General features: G+C 33.6%; 17 protein-coding genes. All 17 read right to left on the minus strand.

Annotated features, from left to right (window positions below; translation table 11 throughout):
• Positions 1-396: 396 nt before the first annotated feature.
• Positions 397-2,322, minus strand: a complete 1,926-nt coding sequence (locus AC27GZ_RS00200; RefSeq protein WP_487092856.1) for a polysaccharide biosynthesis protein — start codon at positions 2,320-2,322, stop codon at positions 397-399.
• Positions 2,323-2,576: 254 nt separating this feature from the next.
• On the minus strand, positions 2,577-3,761 hold the full coding sequence (locus AC27GZ_RS00205; RefSeq protein WP_487092857.1) for a CDP-glycerol glycerophosphotransferase family protein: 1,185 nt from the start codon (positions 3,759-3,761) through the stop codon (positions 2,577-2,579).
• Positions 3,762-5,543 (minus strand): asparagine synthase (glutamine-hydrolyzing), encoded by a 1,782-nt coding sequence (gene asnB / locus AC27GZ_RS00210; protein ID WP_487092858.1) that lies wholly within the window; start codon positions 5,541-5,543, stop codon positions 3,762-3,764. It abuts the gene before it with no gap.
• Between the two features lie 3 nt (positions 5,544-5,546).
• Positions 5,547-6,101, minus strand: a complete 555-nt coding sequence (locus AC27GZ_RS00215; protein WP_487092859.1) for a sugar transferase — start codon at positions 6,099-6,101, stop codon at positions 5,547-5,549.
• Positions 6,101-6,901: an aldolase/citrate lyase family protein gene (locus AC27GZ_RS00220; protein WP_487092860.1), complete on the minus strand. Its 801-nt coding sequence runs from the start codon at positions 6,899-6,901 to the stop codon at positions 6,101-6,103. The genes AC27GZ_RS00215 and AC27GZ_RS00220 overlap by 1 nt, the downstream gene beginning before the upstream one ends.
• Positions 6,902-7,013: 112 nt before the next feature.
• The gene (locus AC27GZ_RS00225) at positions 7,014-8,156 is read right to left on the minus strand and encodes a hypothetical protein (RefSeq protein WP_487092861.1); all 1,143 of its coding nucleotides are present in this window, start codon (positions 8,154-8,156) and stop codon (positions 7,014-7,016) included.
• A 110-nt stretch (positions 8,157-8,266) separates the two neighbouring features.
• Positions 8,267-9,076, minus strand: coding sequence for a putative capsular polysaccharide synthesis family protein (locus tag AC27GZ_RS00230; RefSeq protein WP_487092862.1), 810 nt, complete (start codon positions 9,074-9,076; stop codon positions 8,267-8,269).
• Between the two features lie 11 nt (positions 9,077-9,087).
• Entirely contained in the window at positions 9,088-10,170 is a 1,083-nt protein-coding gene (locus AC27GZ_RS00235; protein WP_487092863.1) for a glycosyltransferase family 4 protein, read from the minus strand.
• Positions 10,171-10,187: 17 nt separating this feature from the next.
• Positions 10,188-11,498 (minus strand): lipopolysaccharide biosynthesis protein, encoded by a 1,311-nt coding sequence (locus tag AC27GZ_RS00240; RefSeq protein WP_487092864.1) that lies wholly within the window; start codon positions 11,496-11,498, stop codon positions 10,188-10,190.
• Positions 11,499-11,583: 85 nt separating this feature from the next.
• On the minus strand, positions 11,584-12,705 hold the full coding sequence (gene gmd / locus AC27GZ_RS00245; RefSeq protein ID WP_487092865.1) for a GDP-mannose 4,6-dehydratase: 1,122 nt from the start codon (positions 12,703-12,705) through the stop codon (positions 11,584-11,586).
• A 62-nt stretch (positions 12,706-12,767) separates the two neighbouring features.
• Positions 12,768-13,475 carry an acylneuraminate cytidylyltransferase family protein gene (locus AC27GZ_RS00250; protein WP_487092866.1) on the minus strand — a complete coding sequence of 236 codons (708 nt, stop codon included), beginning with the start codon at positions 13,473-13,475 and terminating at the stop codon, positions 12,768-12,770.
• Positions 13,468-14,934: an aminotransferase class I/II-fold pyridoxal phosphate-dependent enzyme gene (locus tag AC27GZ_RS00255; protein WP_487092867.1), complete on the minus strand. Its 1,467-nt coding sequence runs from the start codon at positions 14,932-14,934 to the stop codon at positions 13,468-13,470. Before AC27GZ_RS00255 ends, AC27GZ_RS00250 begins: the two co-directional genes overlap by 8 nt.
• Positions 14,928-15,734: a TIM barrel protein gene (locus AC27GZ_RS00260; protein ID WP_487092868.1), complete on the minus strand. Its 807-nt coding sequence runs from the start codon at positions 15,732-15,734 to the stop codon at positions 14,928-14,930. Before AC27GZ_RS00260 ends, AC27GZ_RS00255 begins: the two co-directional genes overlap by 7 nt.
• Positions 15,735-15,783: 49 nt before the next feature.
• On the minus strand, positions 15,784-16,422 hold the full coding sequence (locus AC27GZ_RS00265) for a NeuD/PglB/VioB family sugar acetyltransferase (RefSeq protein WP_487092869.1): 639 nt from the start codon (positions 16,420-16,422) through the stop codon (positions 15,784-15,786).
• Positions 16,415-17,425: an N-acetylneuraminate synthase gene (gene neuB / locus AC27GZ_RS00270; protein WP_487092870.1), complete on the minus strand. Its 1,011-nt coding sequence runs from the start codon at positions 17,423-17,425 to the stop codon at positions 16,415-16,417. The genes AC27GZ_RS00265 and neuB overlap by 8 nt, the downstream gene beginning before the upstream one ends.
• Positions 17,426-17,518: 93 nt before the next feature.
• Positions 17,519-18,928 carry a mannose-1-phosphate guanylyltransferase/mannose-6-phosphate isomerase gene (locus tag AC27GZ_RS00275; RefSeq protein ID WP_487092871.1) on the minus strand — a complete coding sequence of 470 codons (1,410 nt, stop codon included), beginning with the start codon at positions 18,926-18,928 and terminating at the stop codon, positions 17,519-17,521.
• Positions 18,929-19,186: 258 nt separating this feature from the next.
• A complete protein-coding gene (locus AC27GZ_RS00280; protein ID WP_487093807.1) occupies positions 19,187-20,110 on the minus strand; it encodes a Wzz/FepE/Etk N-terminal domain-containing protein in 924 nt (307 codons plus the stop codon).
• Positions 20,111-20,516 lie beyond the last annotated feature (406 nt).

Raw genomic sequence — 20,516 nt, forward strand, 5'->3', positions numbered from 1 at the left:
AAGCCAATCAATAGAGTCAATCCTCTTCGCCCTAAGGCTAACGAAAAAATCAGTGCCGCTTGCTCTGAAACTAACGAATAAATTTGTTGAGTTAGCCCTGAGCTTGTCGAAATACTTCACGCTGTTCGCCCTGAACTTGTAGAAATACTCCAAGCGGCTCGCTCTGAAACCATCAAAAGAATCAATCCTATTAGCCCTATGTCTAACGAAGAAACCATTGCCGCTTGCTCTGAAACTAACGAATAAATTTTCCCCGTTCGCCCTAAGCTTGTCGAAATACTCTACGCCGTTCGCCATGAGTCTAACGAATAAATTTGTCCCGTTCGCCCTGAGCTTGTCGAAGGGTATTACCTATGAGTATATTCAAAAAAAGAGTTGTACTACTTCAGCAAAAATCTAATCAGTGGTTGCTGTTGCATTCCACACTAGATCACAGATTCCATCTTTAGGTACAAAGCCAGTAGGTGCTTGTAACATCAAACGTCTAATTTCTTCATGGGCAAATTGATGACAAGCTTCATCAAGCTTAACTAATATTTTTTCAAGTTCAGGCCATGAAAGCCAAACTTCATGAGCCGACATAATACGACGATGCTCTGTTTGTGTAATATCATCACCAATGAGCAGTTCTTCAAAAAGTTTTTCGCCTGGACGTAATCCAGTAAACTCGATAGCAATATCACCATCAGGGTTGGTAGCATCCATCACAGTCATGCCACTTAAACGGATCATCTTAGCTGCAAGATCGGCTATTTTAACGGGATCACCCATATCCAACACAAAAACATCTCCGCCTTTCCCCATTGCACCAGCTTGAATAACTAACTGAGAAGCTTCAGGAATTGTCATAAAGTAGCGTATTATTTCAGGATGTGTAACCGTAACTGGGCCACCACTTTTGATTTGCTCTCTAAATAACGGAACAACTGATCCAGAAGAGCCTAGTACATTACCAAAGCGCACCATACAAAAACGTGTTTTTCCTTTAGCTTTCATCGTTTTGTCAGCTAAGGCTTGTAACACCAACTCAGCCATACGTTTTGTGGTACCCATTACATTTGTTGGGCGTACCGCTTTATCTGTTGAGATAAGTACAAAGGTTTCTACTTGTGCTTCTATAGCGGCTTCTGCAACAAAAAGCGTTCCAAATATATTATTTCTGACACCTTCAATAACATTATGCTCAACTACAGGTACATGTTTGTATGCAGCCGCATGGTAAATAGTTTGCACATTAAAGGTGCGCATAACCGTTAATAAACGATTTTTATGTTGAACAGAGCCTAAGAGGGGAATAATAGGTAAATCATAATCAAGCTTACTAGCTAGCTTTTGCAACTCACCATTTATTTTATATAAAGCGAATTCCGACAGTTCCATCAATACAATTTTTTTAGGGCGTTGTTTTAAAATTTGACGACAAAGCTCTGAGCCGATAGAGCCACCAGCCCCCGTAATCATTACCGACTTATGTTTTATATTAGCCTGAAGTAATTCTTCATTAGGATTTACTGAATCACGACCTAATAAATCATCAATTGACACTTCATGTAATTCATCAATTTTAGCATTACCACTGACTAAATCAGCAGAGCCAGGAATAGATAATATTTCTACGGATAAATTTTCTAATCGACTTAAAACCTTAGCAATACGCTTTTTATTATCTCGAGGCATAGCGAGTAGAATTCGTTTTACAGAATGCTTCTTTATTAATTTATGTAATTCACTACGGTTAAAAACAGCAATGCTTTGAATAATACTTTTTTGTATAGCCTTATCATCATCAATAAAAGCCACAGGCGTATATTCATTCCCTTGAATAAGTGATTGCGCTAACTGTCGCCCAGACGAGCCTGCACCATAAATAATTACAGGCTCTTTTTTCACTCCATGCTGTTTTGATACCATAGCTCTAACAACAAAGCGGCTACCACCAACCAGTATCATTAAAAAAGCTGCAAAAACAACAGGTACTGTTCTAGGAAGAGATACGTGTAGATAAAAAGAAAGTAAAATCAGCGACAAGGTGGTAAGTAAAACAGCGATACTAATCGTTGCAGCGGCTTTACTACTGATAAATCGAATTATTGCTCTATAAAGACCTAACTTAATATTAATAATAAGCGCAAAAGGAATTAATGAGAATAGTAACAACCACGATTTTGAATCATTAAAAATAGCGGGATTATCGAGTCTGACAAGCATTGCAGTCCAAAAAGCTGTCCCAACAAAAAATAAATCAGCAAAAACACTTATTAAGCGCTTAATTGGGCGAGGGGCTCTAAACAAAACATCCATAGAAGAATTAGATTCACTCATATTTTTATTGTAAATTCCTGAAAGGCATAAGCAGAATTGCATGATAAAAAATATGCAATACATATGGTGTAATTTCAAACATAAGCGTCATTATACATAATATAAATAGATAACACCTCTATTTATTAACTCAATCAAGCTGGCATTTAAAGCTGGTGATTACAAAAATCGTATCACTGGGTCTATTTATTCCAATTATTTTTTAAAGAACTTAAAAAACTTTCTCTAAAACGATTTTAATAAATTTAGCTCAATTAACACAATAGTTTTTCAATAACTTGCTCTATATTAGTAATCGCTAATCCGTTATAAAGATAAGTATTATTTACATTTTTATCAAGTTCAGATTTTATCGCACTTTCTAATTGCTCTTCTCCCCAAACTCCAGTAGATAACCCTATCTCTTCATAAGAACCCAACTCTCTGTACACACTCCCTTCAATTGAAACAAGCCCTATACCTAAAGCTCTCCCCTCAAGACCAACTGTACTAATAGCCGTGATGATAACATCGACATTAATAAGTAATTCATGGAGGGAATCCCCTTGATGTGAAACAGTTATGTTTTTAAACTCATTATAGTTACAATCTTGAGTAGGATGAGACCTGAAGATAACATTCCATTTATTTGAATATGCTAATTCATTTAATTTACACCTTATTTTATAACCTAAATGCTCATCTGCTTTTACATTCGGATAAAATGGAGAGTATGCAGGAAGCTCGCAATCAGCTAAGAGTATTGTTAAATCCTTTTTATTTTTTTTAGGCGTAACATTTAACTTTTTTAAGTTATCAAAAACAGGTGTTCCGGTAACAATGATTCTTTCTTCAGGAAAAGAAGAAGCTGCGATAAGAGCAGTTTTTACCTCATCTGATAAGACACAAATAACATCAGCACAATTTAAGTCTGCTACATCCTTTATTCCATTTCTAATCCAAGCATTATCATTAATACATATAGTTGGTATAGACTGGTTTTTAGCTGATATCAGTGCCGCCCTTTCTCCTCTAGGGGCATTAGTTGCCAACACTAAATCTGGAGATAAACTCTTAATAATATATTGAAATGTTTTTACTGGCAAAAAGCATGAACGGCCTAGTTTATTAAATTTTTCAAGAGCTTTAGATTGTGAAGTTTCTCTTTCAATTAAGTCCTTGAATGATAAACCATGATAAACAATACTTTCTTTCAATGGAACGGTTTGATGATTATCTGTATTATTAACAAGCATTTCGCCATAAGCTATAACTTCATCTGTAATAAGTTCGTCAATATCACTCAGCCTTATAAAAGGGATTTTAAATTGCTCTAAATACTTACCAGATGCTGTAAGTGCCAAAATAGTCACATTGAATTTATCTTTAAGCGCTAGATAAAGTGGTGCAATAATTTTGACATGCCCACCACCATAACAAACCATTAATAATTTTTTCATCTAATCAAGAAATTCCCTGCACCAATACTCAAAAGCCATTAAAGCGCGTATCTCTCGAGTATTATTTCTTTTTCCTACACAATGTTCATCGAGTAAATTCTCTACATAAGAGTAGTTGAAAAAACCTCTAGTTTTTGTCCTTTTACTGAAAAGCAACTCTTCACATAATTCTTTAAGCGAATTTTTAAACCATTCTCCAACTGGGACTGTAAACATCTGCTTTTTTCTATAGGCCAAATCTTCACCTATTAAACTTGACACAGCTTTTTTATAAATATATTTAGTTTCACCTTCTTTAATTTTCAAATTTCCTGGCATCGAAAAAGCCAACTCAATTAACCTATAATCAAGGAAAGGAGCCCTATTTTCAATCGAAACGGCCATTCCCATTCTGTCAGGCTTAACTAAATTGTTTCCGGATAATAACAACTGAGTGTCAAGATATAATGCTTGATTAATACGATCCATATGCGAAACCTCACTGATAGTGTCTTCCACTTTTGACAAATAGTTACTCTTATTCGTAAGGTTATTTTTAACATTTTCACTCAAAAGTAAGTCAATTCTTTCAGGTGCAAACAACTCAATACTTTTTGAATACTTTAACTGAAAGCTAGGATTACTGCACTTGAAGTGTTCCTCATTTGAGAAAAACTCCTTATATTTATCATACCCTGCAAATAATTCATCGGCACCATCTCCGGTTAAGACCATCTTCACATCTGTAGAAGCCAATTTAGCAACACGGTATGTAGGTAGGAAGGAAACATCACCATGAGGTTGATCACAGTGATAGGTTGCCATAGGCCAAAGAGATAATAAATTTGGTTCTACTTTTTCAGATTTATGATCCGTATTAAATCTCTGAGCAGCTTTTAATGCAAAAGGTGATTCATCATACTTAGGATCATCAAAGCCTATACAATACGTTTTCACTGGTGAATCCAGGTGCTTTGCCATTAAACCAACAACACTGCTCGAGTCAACCCCGCCAGAAAGAAATGCACCAAACGGAACATCGGAGCGTAACCTTAACATAACTGCATCATCTAAAACTTTATTAAAATCTTCAATCCACTCTGTCTCGGATTTATCATTATTACTTTTTATCTTCGACAAGTCCCACCATTTCACTTCTTCAAATTCTGTCCTTGTAACCTTAATATAGTGACCAGGTTTCACATGATAAATCCCTTTAAACATAGTTTCAGGCATGGGGACATAATTAAAAGAGAGAAATTGATTTAAAGAATCGTAGTTTATTTTAGGCTGAAATAAAGTCAAAATTGATTTTATTTCAGAACCAAAAATTAATCTCTCTTTTTCAAATGAGTAATGAAATGGTTTTTCTCCAACTCTATCTCTTACAAGATAAACAGCGTCAATATTCTCATCATAAATTGCAATCGCAAACATCCCATTGAGATGTTTTATTCCTTCAATTCCATCTTTTTCATATAAACGAAGTATAACTTCTGTATCGCAATGAGTTACGCATGGGTAACCTGCTTTAGAGAGCTCTGCTGCCAACTCAACATGGTTAAATATCTCTCCGTTTTGTACAACTGTAATACTACCATCGGCTGAAAAAAAAGGTTGGTCGCCATGAGCTAGATCTAAGATGGCAAGTCTCTGATTACCTAAAGCGACACCCAAAGCACTGTTACTATATATCCCTTGTCCATCTGGGCCTCTATAGTCAATTATATTCCCCATTTCTTTAATTTCCTGCTCAGAAATAGATTGTTTAGTCTGGTCATAATAACCAAAAATTCCACACATAAATTAATGTCCGCCTTTAAATAACACTTGCTTAAATGTTAAAAAAATAATCTTTAAATCTAACATAAATGACTTATTTTCAACATATTCCATATCCATATCAAACCGTTCTTGCCAAGTTGCATTTGACCTATTTCTTGATTGTGCAATCCCGGTAATTCCTGGCAAAACACTATTTCTTTTATTCCATTGAAGTTCTGTATACTCTTCTCTTTGTGCGAAGACATTTGGCCTTGGGCCAACAAGGCTCATATCCCCTATAATAACATTCACCAATTGTGGAAGCTCATCAATACTCGTTTTACGAATAATTTTACCTATTGTTGTTACTCGTTTATCACCGGGTAAAGTTGAATGCCCCCCTATTTGATCTGCATTAATAACCATACTTCTAAATTTATATATCCCAAATTTTTTACCGTTCAAGCCGACTCTTATTTGTCTATAGATAATAGGGCCTCCATCAAGCTTTATAAAAACTGAAACAACCAACAGTACTGGCAATATCAAGCACAAACTAAAAAAAGAAACTAATAAATCAAATAATCGCTTCATCATTATGCAACCACTTTTGCAACAGAATGTTTAAAAGAGAGTAAACGTTCCTCTCTTTTATCATCAGACTCTAAAAGAAGTTTATTTCTTACTTCATTAAGCAAGGCTATTTCTTTTTCAAGATCTATTTTATTTTTTAAATCAGCTAAAGAAGAAGCCCTTAGATGGAAAGCTCGAGATAATATCACCCCCGTCGAATTTAACCGGATATGTTGTGCCATAACCGATTCCCCACTCACTTCTCCTTGATTTACTCTTGCTATACCACCGATACCAAATGGCTTAGTCAATCTAGAAACCATATTGTCAACGTAGCCATTAGTGATTAATTCAAACATAAAATTTAGGCCAAACTCTAAATGTAGATCATTCAAGCCTATATGTAGTTCATCTACACACTCTAAGTTATCAATATCATTAACAATTTCTGCTGATGCTATAGTCTCTATTAAAGGGATAAATTTTGCTCTTCCATTAATAAAAGTTCCCATTTCAATAACTTGCTCGATATTCTTAATCATTGGGAGCATAATAATATCTGCTCCTTTAGAAATAGCCCTTTCAACTTCTAATTCGGAGCCTTCATGAAAAGGGTTTAACCTTACTAATAATTCAGATGTACAAAGAACTTTTTTTATACTTTCAATATCATCAAAACTATGTTCACTAATTACTGTATCGAGATGACCTTGCCGCTCTAATTTTCCTTGTGTTTCCAAATCAACAAAAATTCTTGTAACGCCACAAGACTCAGCAAATACAGCAATCTCTGGGGTGTTAGTGATAAAAAGATAATTAAACATATTTACAAACTAAACCTTATTAAAAAATTTCTATACAAATTTAAATCAACTTAAGTCTAAAAGCTCCCCAAATTGATATAATATAATCATGAATTGATAAAACTGGGTGTGCTTAACTCTTTCTAGTTCTTCTTACATAAAAAGTACCATTAATGATTATTACAAATGAAATAGAAATTAGAATACTAATATCTTGATAATTACCGGGCATGGCGACAAAAACCAACATCACTAATAGGTTAACTATAGATTGAGCATATAAATGCCCATAAAATGATTCTTTACACCTCCTTTGATTTTTCAAAATTAACCAAAGAAAAAAGAAAAAGTATAGAAACATTGCAACAACACCAAACGAAAGTCCCTGATATAATAAAAAATTATGAGGGTTTTTCATATCAATAAATAGAATCCCCCAGTTTTCAATTCCATAGCCTAACCAAAGATTATCTATTATTTTATTATATGATTTAACATAAAGAACATCCCGATACGAAAATAAAAATCTATATGTATCAAAATTTGTGCTTATGAGGTGGATAATACTTAAGATACTTATCAATATACATATAATGATTATTACTTTTAAAAAAAAATTTGTTCGCAAATAAAGTAAAATCGATAAATATGCAGCTATGCAAACATACGCAGTTAAAACAGGAGGAATAAAGGCTAAGCTCAATAAATAAAAGATAGTTAAAAACATATATCTCTTGGCTTTAAAGTGACTATATAAAAATATAGAAAAAGAAAAGCCCACATAAACCAAATAACCAATAGCATTAGGGTTAGATAATATAGGAATATATTCAAATTTTGGTAAAAAGAATCCTCCCCTAACATATAAACCTGCATTTGATAGAATAAAAAAACCTATTAGCAAAAAAACAATAATATTAATAGCTCTTATAACTTCTATTAAATTACTTTTACTTTTATTAAGTGATGGTAAGTTAACTAAAAATAGTAGTATCAAATTAAAGTACATCAAACTATGTAAAAAAGAACTCGGATTTACTAGAACAGAAAGGATAACGATAAGGAAATAAACACAAAAACCAATAAGAAATATTGAAGGCCACTTTGATATAAATAGCTTAGGAAAAATTAAAATATTAATAATAGTTAATATTATAATAAGAAATTCAAAACCAAAAAAAGTTGAATAAACTTTTTCGCTTATTAGAAGAATCGTAAAAAAAAATAATGAAACTATTACTCTACGAAACAACACTTCATGAAAATCTAAAGCCATCAAATACTCATTAATAAATAATCAATATAGCCAGAATAAAAGCGAGTTTAAATATCACTCCATATCCTGGTTTAAATAAATGTCTGGAAATAAATAGGACTTATAGAGCCTTATATATTATTTTTCTCTTCTAAATATATTTCATATTTTTTCTGTAATTCTTCTTGAGTATAAAAGTGTTTATAGAAATCATTATCATACATCTTATCTAAAGTGTTTTTTTCAATTTTTATATTAGCCCTGAAGTCTTTATATAAATCACTATACCATTTTTTATTACTTCTATTAGTAGAACTAATCACAAAGTTTTCTTTACCACAAAACTCACCAATAACAGATTCTAAATCATTTAATAATTCAAACTTTAAGAATAAAACCTTCTTTTTACCTAATTGTCCATACCCATAGCCCTTTTCCTTATTAAAAGAGCACTTCTTAAAATCCCCACCTAGGCATTTATTAAACTCTTTTTCCATCCACTCTTCTGCATATTTTAAATTAACATCTTGATAAAGAATTTCTTTAAATAAAGAGTTTGCATCTATTTCCTTTCTTGAGTTTGATTTATTATGAGAATAAATTAACAAATCAATATGATGGAACATTTGCGATATAGTTCGATCAATAGGGTCCCTAACAATTGTGATAACTTTAAAAGACTTTAACTTAAAAACTAAATGCATGATAAAAAACAAAATTGTTGCTCTTATTTTTTTTAAAGGATCAATTAAGCCTAAATCATAAAAATAAATATTAGATGTCGTTACTTTATGTATATGTAAAGCATGTATACCCTGCTCTTTCAAAGACTTCTCTATAGATGAAGAGCCAACTTTCCCCATTTGATATACGACAATAGAGTTTCGGTTAAGCTTTAATAAGCTTTTCATTAATACAAAAAAATTCTTTATCTTATTCATTATTACTTACCTTAGTCTTTAATACCTGTTAGATATAATTCCTCATACTTAGAAATTACAATATTATGATCAAATGCTTGCTTAACTTTATCAATTGCTCCTAAGCCCAAATCAAGCCTAAGGCTTTGATCTTTTATTAAAGACTCTACTTTATTAGCAATTTCATCAGGTCTATTTTCAACTAAAAAACCTGATACTCCATCATCAATTAATTCAGGTATTCCGCCAACATTGGATGCAACTACGGGAAGGCCAGCTGCCATGGCTTCTAAAACAACAATTCCAAAAGTTTCAGTATCAGGAACATGAATAAAGATATCCGCTTTAGATAACAGTACTGGTACATCCCCCCTTTCCCCCAAGAAAGTAATTCTGTCCCTTAAACCTAATTTATCAACATATGAAATCAATTCGTTTTTTTTGATCCCATCCCCAATAAATTGCAATTTAACATTTTCATAGTCCATAAAAGTTCGACTTAAAGAATCTATTATCCTTTTGTGCCCTTTATAGCCAGTCATAACTCCTACACTTACGAGATTAATAACCTCAACTTTTTTGTTAATTTGTTTACTCTTCACTAAATTAGTAACTGGAGTTGTTTTTATATTCACAAAGCCATTATGAATAACTGTAACTTTATTTTCTTTAACCCCTGCTGAAACTAATATCCCTTTAACAAATTCAGATACAGCAATTAGTTTACCAGGAGCATATTTATAGTAATTTTCTTTACCACGACCATGTATTGTTGTATAAACAGCAACTTTTCTTCTACAAAACAATGCTGCACAATACATTAAAAGTGTTGTAATTAGATTATGCCCATGAACTACATCAATATTAAATTTATTGATTATTTTTCTTATTTGTAATACCACCCTCAGCATATTGATTACTCCTCTTTTCTCTATTAGAAGCTCCTCAATAACTATAGAAGGTATCCCAACCTCTTCAAAATTTCCATGTAACGCACCACCACCACTAACAGTATAAATTTGGTGGCCTTTTTCTTTCAAAGCCAAAGCACTTTTCAGCATTACAATGCCTGGCCCACCTAATTTAATATCTGACCGCCCATACAATATATTCATTTTTTAACCTTAAATGCTCATACCTTTTTCAACACAGGGGTAAGTCCAAACGAAAATGTAGAAATATTCATTTTAAAAAAACTATAACCCGCCATAAATAAATTCCAAAAAACTATCATTAACATAGAGAGCCATGCTGCACCTTCAAGCTTATATTCTGAAATAAATATACTGCCTAAAAGTAGAGCCATAAAACTAGCGCCCATAAAGCCAAATAAAACCACCATTTGTCTACCTGATATAATTAAAAAAATCGCACAGGGTCCACAGAAAGCGTTTATTAGTTGTCCAAATACCAATATTTTCAAAGTGCTTTTACCTACAATAAACTCTTCACCATATAGTGCTAAAATATATTCAGCTCCCCAATAAATCACAGTAAAAAAAATAAGTGAGATTGCAAAAGCTAACCTTGAGGATAATCTGATAAGATTTTGTGTTTCAGTAAGGTTTTTAGCAGCCCAAGCTTGTGCCAATTTAGGCTGTAAAGGACTATTTACAGCAGTTAATCCAATTACTAGAATATTTACTAAGTACAAACAAGATTGAAAAACACCTGCACTTTTAGTTCCTAGAATATTACTTGTAATATACAAAGGAATTTGAGGCTGTAAAATTGTAAATAAGCTTATTAAAAAAAAAACAGTAGATGTCTTTATTATTGCTTTAGAGCTTTTCTCACAATCATCATGATGATTTTTTTGTACCGAACCTTGAAGGTACTTTGACAATACAATAAAGGTCCAAAAATACGCAAAGAACTGAACAATAAAAGCTTCACTTACACTGAAAGAGCCACTAAAAAAAAGTAAGATTAAAGTTATTAACAGTATTGTGGAAGGTCTAATCAATAAATCAGGTAAGTCAGCTATTATTACTCTACCTAATCCCCTTAACAATGAAGCTCTTACAATATTTAATGAAATTAAAGGCACAACAAAAAAAGCGGTAAACCACCCTATTACTGTTAAATCCGTCCAAGTAACACCTAATAAATTACTTTGAATTAATCCCCAAAAAATTATTAAAGCCAAAAGAGTGATAAATAAAGTTAACCTATCTGCTCTTCTGTATAAACCACCAATCAAATTAAAACGAGAAGAAGCAGCTAAAATAGCAACTTCCTTAGTATAATAACTCCCCAATCCCAAACTAACTAAGGTCCCCATCAAAAAAACTAACGAGAAAACAATTGAATAGACACCAAAGTCAGATGCTCCCAACAGTCTAGCTATCAGGATCCCTACTAAAAAGTTAACACCTGCACCAATAAATTTTAAAAATAAACTTTTAAAGGCTATTATTATTAAAGCTTTCTGTTTAAACATTAAATCTAACTTTCTATTTATTTAATAACACAAGAGAAAAAGCCTGATTTAAGTAAACTTACAGACATAATAATCAATGAAAACATTAGCGACTAGTTGCTATATTAATTTCATGCCCATATTTTTGAAGAAGAGCATGCTGCTTTGCCTTTTCTAAATCACTTCTAACCATTTCTGAGCACATATCTTCAACAGTTATTTCAGGCTCCCAACCTAGATCCTTTTTAGCTTTTGAAGGGTCCCCTAATAAAGTTTCAACCTCTGCTGGTCTGAAATAATGAGGATCTACTGAAACAATAACATCTCCAACTTTTAACGCTGGCGCACTATCACCTTCAATAGCTGCTACAACTGCTATCTCATCAACACCTTTACCTTTAAAGTCAAGCGTCACACCAAGCTCTTTAGCTGATAACCGAACAAACTCTCTTACTGATATTTGTTTTCCTGTTGCGATTACATAATCTTCAGGTTTATCTTGTTGCAACATCATCCACTGCATTCGAACGTAATCCTTTGCGTGACCCCAATCACGCAAAGCATCCATATTTCCTAAATGCAAACAAGTCTCTAACCCTTGAGAAATATTGGCTAATGCTCGAGTTATTTTTCGAGTAACAAACGTCCCGCCTCGTCGAGGGGACTCATGGTTAAATAGAATTCCATTACAAGCATACATCCCATATGCTTCGCGATAATTCACCGCAATCCAATAAGCATACATTTTTGCTACAGCATATGGTGAGCGCGGATGGAAAGGAGTACTTTCTTTCTGTGGTATTTCCTGTACTAGACCATACAATTCTGATGTTGAGGCTTGATAAAATCGAGTCTTCTTTTCTAAACCTAAAAAACGAATAGCTTCTAACAACCTCAAAGTGCCTAAAGCATCTACATCTGCAGTATATTCTGGGGACTCAAATGAAACGGCAACATGTGACTGAGCACCTAAGTTATATATTTCATCAGGTTGAACTTCTCTAATGATACGAATTAAATTTGAACTATCAGATAAGTCTCCATAGTGAAGAAACAATTTTGTTTCATCGTTGTATCTGTCCTGTTCTATGTGATCTAGTCTTTCTGTATTGAAAGAAGATGAGCGGCGTTTAATACCATGGACTGTATAACCTTTATCTAACAAAAACTCAGCTAAGTAAGAACCATCTTGACCTGTAATTCCCGTAATTAACGCAACTTTACTCATTTAAAACTCTCTCAAACTTAATTTTTTAAAATAAAATAGGATTGTAAGGAAATCAAAATTGCTTAATCGATTTCCAGACTTCTTTTAGCCAGTATACTGGCAATATCAAAATCTAATCGCACATCAATATCAATTGAGCGCTCTGAAGGCATGATACTTGCCTTTATATTTTTTGTATAAACCCTTGCTTTGTGCTTTTTTAAAAATGTTACTCTATAAGCATAAACAGCACCATTTAAACGGTAGTGTCTAGGTAAATCTTGGCTACGAGTATTACTGAGCTTTTTATCGATAAAATTACCTAAATTAAAATCTTCAGGTAAAGTATTTGCCCATAATGGGCTATGCTCACACTCACATAACGTTACAGATCCATCTACCCCATCTTGGGCCAACAAACTGATTGCAGCATCTATATCATAAGAGCTTCTTAAAGGTGATGTTGGCTGTAACAAAACGATTATATCGGTATCTGACAACTGAAGTTCATTTATCGCGTGTAATAATACATCATCCGTCGAAGCTGTATGATGAGATAATTCTTTAGGCCTATAAAATGGAGCTTTAGCTCCAAAACTTACAGCTATATCCCTAATAACATCGCTATCAGTACTGACATAAACCTCATCAATGTATTGAGATTTTAAAGCTTCATCAACTGTCCAAGCAATAAGTGGTTTTCCGGCTAATTCAAGAATATTTTTATTTGGTAATCTTTGACTTCCAGCCCTAGCAGGAATTAAAGCAACAACCCTGTGCTGATTAAGCATTTTGTTCGATTTCCCTTAAATCAAGATTTGACTTAATGCAGCCTATTACTCTATTAGCTATATTTTTAACGTCATCTTCAGATAAATAAACAGAGGTCGGCAAACTTATTCCATTATTTGAAACTTTCTCACTCATTCCCTTTAAATTAGTGCTGTATTCTAGGAAGGGTGGCATTTTGGACATTGGATAGAATACAGGCCTGGAGTCAATACCTTGTTTTCCTAACTTTTCTATCAGCAAATCTCGATCTATAAAGCAAGATTTTTTTATCAAGGCTGTGAATAACCAATAGCTTGACTGATATTCATTCTTATAAAGTTGCACATTGAAATAACCTGATGATAGTAAGTATTTTTCATACCATGAAAAAAGTAACTTACGCTTTTCTCTAAAGCTTGGCAGCTGCTCAAATTGTGCGCATCCAACAGCGGCCTGTAAATTAGTCAACCGATAATTAAACCCAACAACATCATGCCAATATCGCTTCCCTGGAGTCATTCCATGATCCCGTAATATTTTGGCTCTTTTGTAACTTTCTTCATCATTAAAGGTTACAGCACCACCTTCGCCACAAGTAATAACTTTATTGCCAAAAAAAGAAAAAGTCCCTGCTTCACCAAAAGTACCAACATGTCTACCTTCTATACTTGAACCCAAAGCTTCGGCACAATCCTCAATAACCAGTAGATTATGCTTGTTTGCTATTTCCATAATTCCTCGCATTTCACAAGGAATACCATATATATGTACGGGCATGATAGCTTTTGTTTTATTAGTGATACTTTCCTTTATCCTTTCTAGAGATATATTCCAGCTTTGCTCATCAACATCAACAATTACAGGTATGGCTCCAGCTAGGACAACCGCATTTAAAGTAGCTCCAAAAGTAAGATCAGGAACAATAACTTCGTCCCCCTCCTTAATTCCTAAGGATACTAATGCTAAGTGAAGAGCAACAGTACCATTACTTACAGCAAGTGCATATTTTGCACCAGTGTATTTCATAATTTCATCTTCAAATTTTTGGACGTACTTACCCTGCGAAGATATCCAATTTGTTTTAATACATTCCGTTACATATTCTAATTCATTTCCACCAAGTAATGGTTCAAGGACAGAAATACGATGCAACCTATGGATGGAAGCAAAATCAACAACATAGCCTTTACTATCGATCAATGGAATGAGTTTGATTCGATCGCTCAAATGTGCCTGAATAGTCTCATTGGTTGCTTTATGATCTAACGCTATATACTGCTCGTTAAATATATTTTCTACGGGAGTATCAAGTGCAACCTTTCTAATTAATGAACGACGTATGTCACCATCTGTAATAATACCTTTTAGTTTTAGGTCTTCAACAACAAATAAAATTCCTTGAGCATTAGCATCAATTTTTTTAAGGGCACAATAAATTGACTCTTTTAAGTCAATGCAAAGGTCTTTAAGTTCTAACATTTGGTCTCCAAATATTTAGCAACAAGCTGATATTGATTATGTAACTTAGCAATATTTTTTTCATAAACTTCAATAGAGTAATAGTCAAGATCAAGCTTAATATGCTCAAAAAACCAAGCATCTTCTGTAAAACCTTCATTAGTGTCAGCTTCACCATTATTATCACTAAGGTGCACCCCTTTTATAATACTTTCAAAATTTTGAAGGTATTTTTTTGCACTAAATTTTAATGAATTAGCAGAGACCTTTAAATGCGCAACATCAGCAAGCAAGTGGACATTAGAGGCTGTCGAACTAAAGATGTATTCAGTTTCTTTTTCATCAACCATTAGTAATGGGTTCTCATTAAAGTTCTGCAGATTCTCAAGTGATAACACATTATTTTCAATGAGTAATGAGACATTTAAACTTCTTGCAAAATCGGCAAGCTCATTAACTTTGGCTAAAAAATTTTGAAGACCTAATTTACGCTTTATTAGCTTATTTAATTTTATATTTTTTCCTAACTCATTGACACTCGGATCAAGTAAATAGCCAGCATGAAAACTATAATACGAGCAGCCAAATTCTGCTGATAACTTTATTGCATTTTTAGCATGTTCCATACTCATTCGAGTTATTTCAGCATTGTTACTAGCTAAATTAAAAACAAACGGCTCTTTAGGAACAGGAAAATAATTATGTAAAGCTATATCAAACAAATTATTAACATTTCTTAAATCATTAATTAAATTTGCTGTGTATAAACCTGATGAGAGTTCAAGACCTTTAACAACATTTGAATCAAAAAATTTTGACACTTCAGTAAAAGATTTATTCGAAAAACCACCTGTTGATAAATAGAGCATTTTATTTAACCTTTGCGGGTGCACCGACTAGCACCTGATTTTCTAACTTTATTGATTTAGTAAGAACTGCACCAGCACCTATTGTGCAATATGAATTTATACTTATATTAGGTAAGACATTAGCTCCGCCACCTATAAAGCAATTATTAGCTATTCTAGTACTTCCGCACATAAGTGACATAGGGCCAAGGTGGTTATTGTCTCCTATGAAGGCATTGTGTTCAACAATTGAAGCTGTGTTAATTAAGTTATTATTCCCTAGTTCGACCATTGAGTTTAAAACAGTATTGTGTGCAACAATATTACCGTTGCCCATTTTAACAGTCCGATCAATAAAGGTATTTTTTGAAATAAAATTAGGTGTAGATAAGCCCATTTCATTTAATCTTTTATAAATACTTGCTCTTTCTTCATTATCACCAACTGCAATTGCAAAGTTATAGCTTTGATATTCATCTAATTGATCTTCAATTAAAGCCAAGTTTGCAATTACCGAATAATTACCTTTTGTTTCATTTGTATTAAAATCCAAACCTGTATCTATCAACCCGACAATTTCATACTCATCTCTAGATTCAATAATTGAGATTACTGAATAACAATGCGAGCCACACCCAACAATCAAACAAGGTTTATTCACTAAAAAAATCTCCATATGCTAACATAGAGCCAGCGTTGATCTGCTTCGTTGAACGGTTACCTATAATATTTTCAAGTTCTGATTCATATATGCCTGTTCCTGGCCTTTTTAAAGTAAAGTGTTCTTTTGTGAATCTCTCACCTTTAGCAATATCTCTTTTTAAAAATAAACTTTTTCGAGAAACACGCTTCATTTGCATTTCTTCACTTTGAACTTTCTTTTCGAAGTGACCGAGTGACTTTTCTGTTATACGTATTGCAGAAACAAGCTCTTCAAATTCTTTTGGGTTACTAGAAGCTTTATGGTCTGGGCCATCCATATTTTTATCTAAAGTAAAGTGCTTTTCTACTACTGTGGCCCCAAGTGCTACTGACGCTACAGCTGGTATAGGACCAACGGCATGATCAGAATACCCCACATCACAACAAAATGCATTTTTAAGAGTATTCATTACATTTAAATTTAAGCTTGAATATTGGCAAGGGTAGTTTGAAACACAGTGTAATAAAGTCAATTTACAATTATGCTGCTTATAAATATGAACCACTTTTTCAATTTCCCCTAGAGTCGCCATCCCCGTAGAAACAATGGCATGTTTTGCATTATTTGCAATATATTCCTGTAAACTCAAATCGACGATATCTGCAGACGCCGTTTTAAAAGTAGTTACCCCTATTGAAACGAGAAAGCTCGCACTTTCAATATCATAAGGGGTAGAAATAAACTCTATATCGTTTTCTATACAATATTTCAAAACAGGTATATGATCATCGTAAGAGAACTCTAATGATTTAATCATTTCGTAATGTGACTCGCCTTTCGAGGTAGTTGACTCTTGATAACTAACTTTAGGCGTTCCCGCACTAACTAGTTTCTCTGCTGTAAAAGTTTGAAACTTAACCGCATCTGCCCCTACTCTTTTTGCTTCATCAATCATTTCTTTTGCTAAAGTAACATCTCCAGCATGATTTACGCCTATTTCAGCAATAATTTTAACTACCATGACTTCCTCTACTTAAAACCTTTAGGTGATAATCTTTATTAAGTATAAATACTTACTTTAATACTAAATGACAAACTTTCAGCTAATAATTAACTAGCTTCTTCCATACTTATCTTCAAACCTTACAATATCATCTTCACCTAAATATGATCCTGTTTGCACTTCAACCAACTCTAAAGGTAATACGCCTGAATTTTCAAGTGCATGTACTTGGCCTATAGGTATATAGGTTGACTCATTTTCAGTCACTAAAAAGGATTTATCACCGATAGTCACTTTTGCCGTGCCTGAAACCACTATCCAGTGTTCTGATCTATGGTGGTGCATTTGCACTGACAATTTTGCACCTGGCTTTACTGTAATCCGTTTAACTTGATCTCGTTGACCAAAATCTAATGAATCGTATTTACCCCATGGTCTATAGACTTCACGTTGATGCTTATGTTCATATCGATTGTCAGCTTTTAATTGATTGACAATTTCTTTAATATCTTGCACTTTATCTTTATGAGAAACGAGTACTGCATCTTTAGTTTCAACAACTACTAAATCATCAACACCTACAGTAACTACTAATCGGCTTTGCGCATTAATATAACTGTTAATGGTACTATGAGAAATAGCATCGCCTTGAGTAACATTACCTTGTTGATCTTTTTCATGAACTTCCCATAACGAAGAAAATGAACCAATATCACTCCAACCAGCATTTAAAGTCACTACAACAGCATGTTCAGTATGCTCCATTACAGCATAGTCGATAGAGTCATCAGGGCATTTTTCAAAAATTTCTGAGTTAATACGAGTAAAATCTAAATCATGATTTTTATTACTATAGGCTTCTTTACATACAGTTAAAATTTCAGGAGAGAATCTTGCTAACTCTTCTAAATATCGCGATGCTTTAAACATAAACATACCGCTATTCCACAGGTACATACCAGAAGCTATATATTTTTCTGCAGTAGCTAAATCAGGCTTCTCAACAAAGCTTGCAACTGTATAGACTTCTTCTTTATGAGATTGAATACCACCATGTTTTATGTAGCCATAACCTGTTTCAGCCCGTGTAGGCACTATACCAAAAGTGACCAGTTTCCCCTGCTTTGCAAAAGCAGAAGCTGAAATAATTGATTTCTGAAAAGCATTATTATCAGTAATAACATGATCTGCAGCTAACACTAATAACAAAGGATCGTCACAATTTTCTATGGCCGAAAATGCTGCTAACGCGATAGCTGGAGCAGTATTACGCCCCATAGGCTCAAGAATAATATCACTCGCTTTTGTCTCATTCTCTCGTAATTGTTCAGCAACAATAAAACGGTGTTCGTTATTACAGATGATGATTGGCTCTCCGCAAGTATCATCTAAGCGATTAATGGTATCTTGTAATAGGGTATTTTCAGTTATTAATGAAAGGAACTGTTTAGGGTAGAGCGCACGTGACAATGGCCATAGTCGGCTTCCACTGCCACCAGACATAATTACTGGTAATATCATTTAGTTTATTTTTGGTAAAATACATTATTTTTTAAAGATTGTACTAGAGTCTTTGCTTTATTACAGTAATAATTATTAAAAAATATGTTTGGTTAGAAAATAAAATTTTCATTAATTGATTGTCAGTAAGAAATTCACTTACTTTTAATCCCTCTTTGAACAGATTATGGAAGTTCGACTCTCCCAATAGTTCTAAGTAAAAATAACGAGTAGCCTGAATTTACAAACTCATGATGAGTAGGTGCAACTACCAGCAATTTAATTATTATTCGAAAAATAACGAATAAGTACAATTAAGACTGACAGCATACCGCCAAGCATGGTACCTAATACCACTATTAAAGCTCGTTTAGGGCCAGACTTCTCATCTGGTACTTGGGGGGGATCTATGGTTTTCAGTACATATTCCGCTTTAACTTGTGTTAGCATCATGTTTTTTGTTTGTTCTTCAATAAGCTGATAAAAAACAGTTTCCATGCTAGCAACATTAGTGTTATCAAGTTGTTTGGTTAAGTAATCAATAGAATCTTGTGCTTCTTTTTGATCTTGTTCCCGCATATATTCATTAACATCGGCAATTAACCAAGTTAACCACTGCTGTGCCATAGCAGGTGAATAGTATTCTATCGTGATAGTCACCATTGAAGAGGTTTTATCTTGTGATACAGAGAGTAAATCAGAGAACTCTTTAAATGCTTCCCATGACGATGGTATCGTCTTTTTAGGAGCACTAACTTCACGAATCCATTTTTGACTGCTCTCATCATATAATTCATTATCTAAAATCAAGGTATCAGATGCCATATCCCATTTTTCAGCAGCCATTATGGGTACTAATAAATCATGTTTAATTATGAAATTCTCAATAAAAGAGCGCGATTTAATAATTTCTAACGCAAGTGCTGTTTTATCTCCACCGCCGCCACCTAGATTAATACCAGCCATACTTGCCAAACCACCAAATTGACCTGCTAGAGCAGCTAAACCACCAGCACCACCCTCAGCTGAAGCTGGAGCTAGTATTGCAGAAGCGTTGTAGACATTAGGTTTTGATAATGCGAAAAAGATAGAAGCGACAGCAAAAATAAAGCTGATTGCAATAATGGTAAATTTACCAGCCCAAATAGCACGCCATAATTCAGCTAAATCTATTTCATCATCTTGTGACTGGTTTTGTTGCATTTGGGATAAAAGCAATTGTTGTTGCAATATAGCGGTGTTATCTGAAGAAAACTGATTTTGATCGTGCGTTCTTTGTGACTTGTTATCCATATTATTTTGGTCGTTATTTTCTATTGTTTTAGACACTTATTTATTTCACCAATCAAAATTTTATGCGATTTGTTAAGGGGGATTTCGCTTTGCCTCCAGCCTTAACAAAAGATGTCGTATTATAGGGGAGTTATCTGGTTGATGTAAAGGGGAATAGGGTTTTACTCACCCTTCGACAAGCTCAGGGCAAACGGCTACGCGCTAATGAAAGTAATAACTTAAAATATTCTGCCTTTCCGTTCATCCTGACCATAAGAAACGAATAGTCGAAGAACAACAAACTCAGGGCAAACGGATATGCGTTAATGGAAACTAT

It is taken from the genome of Colwellia sp. SU-HH00943 (assembly GCF_057546125.1).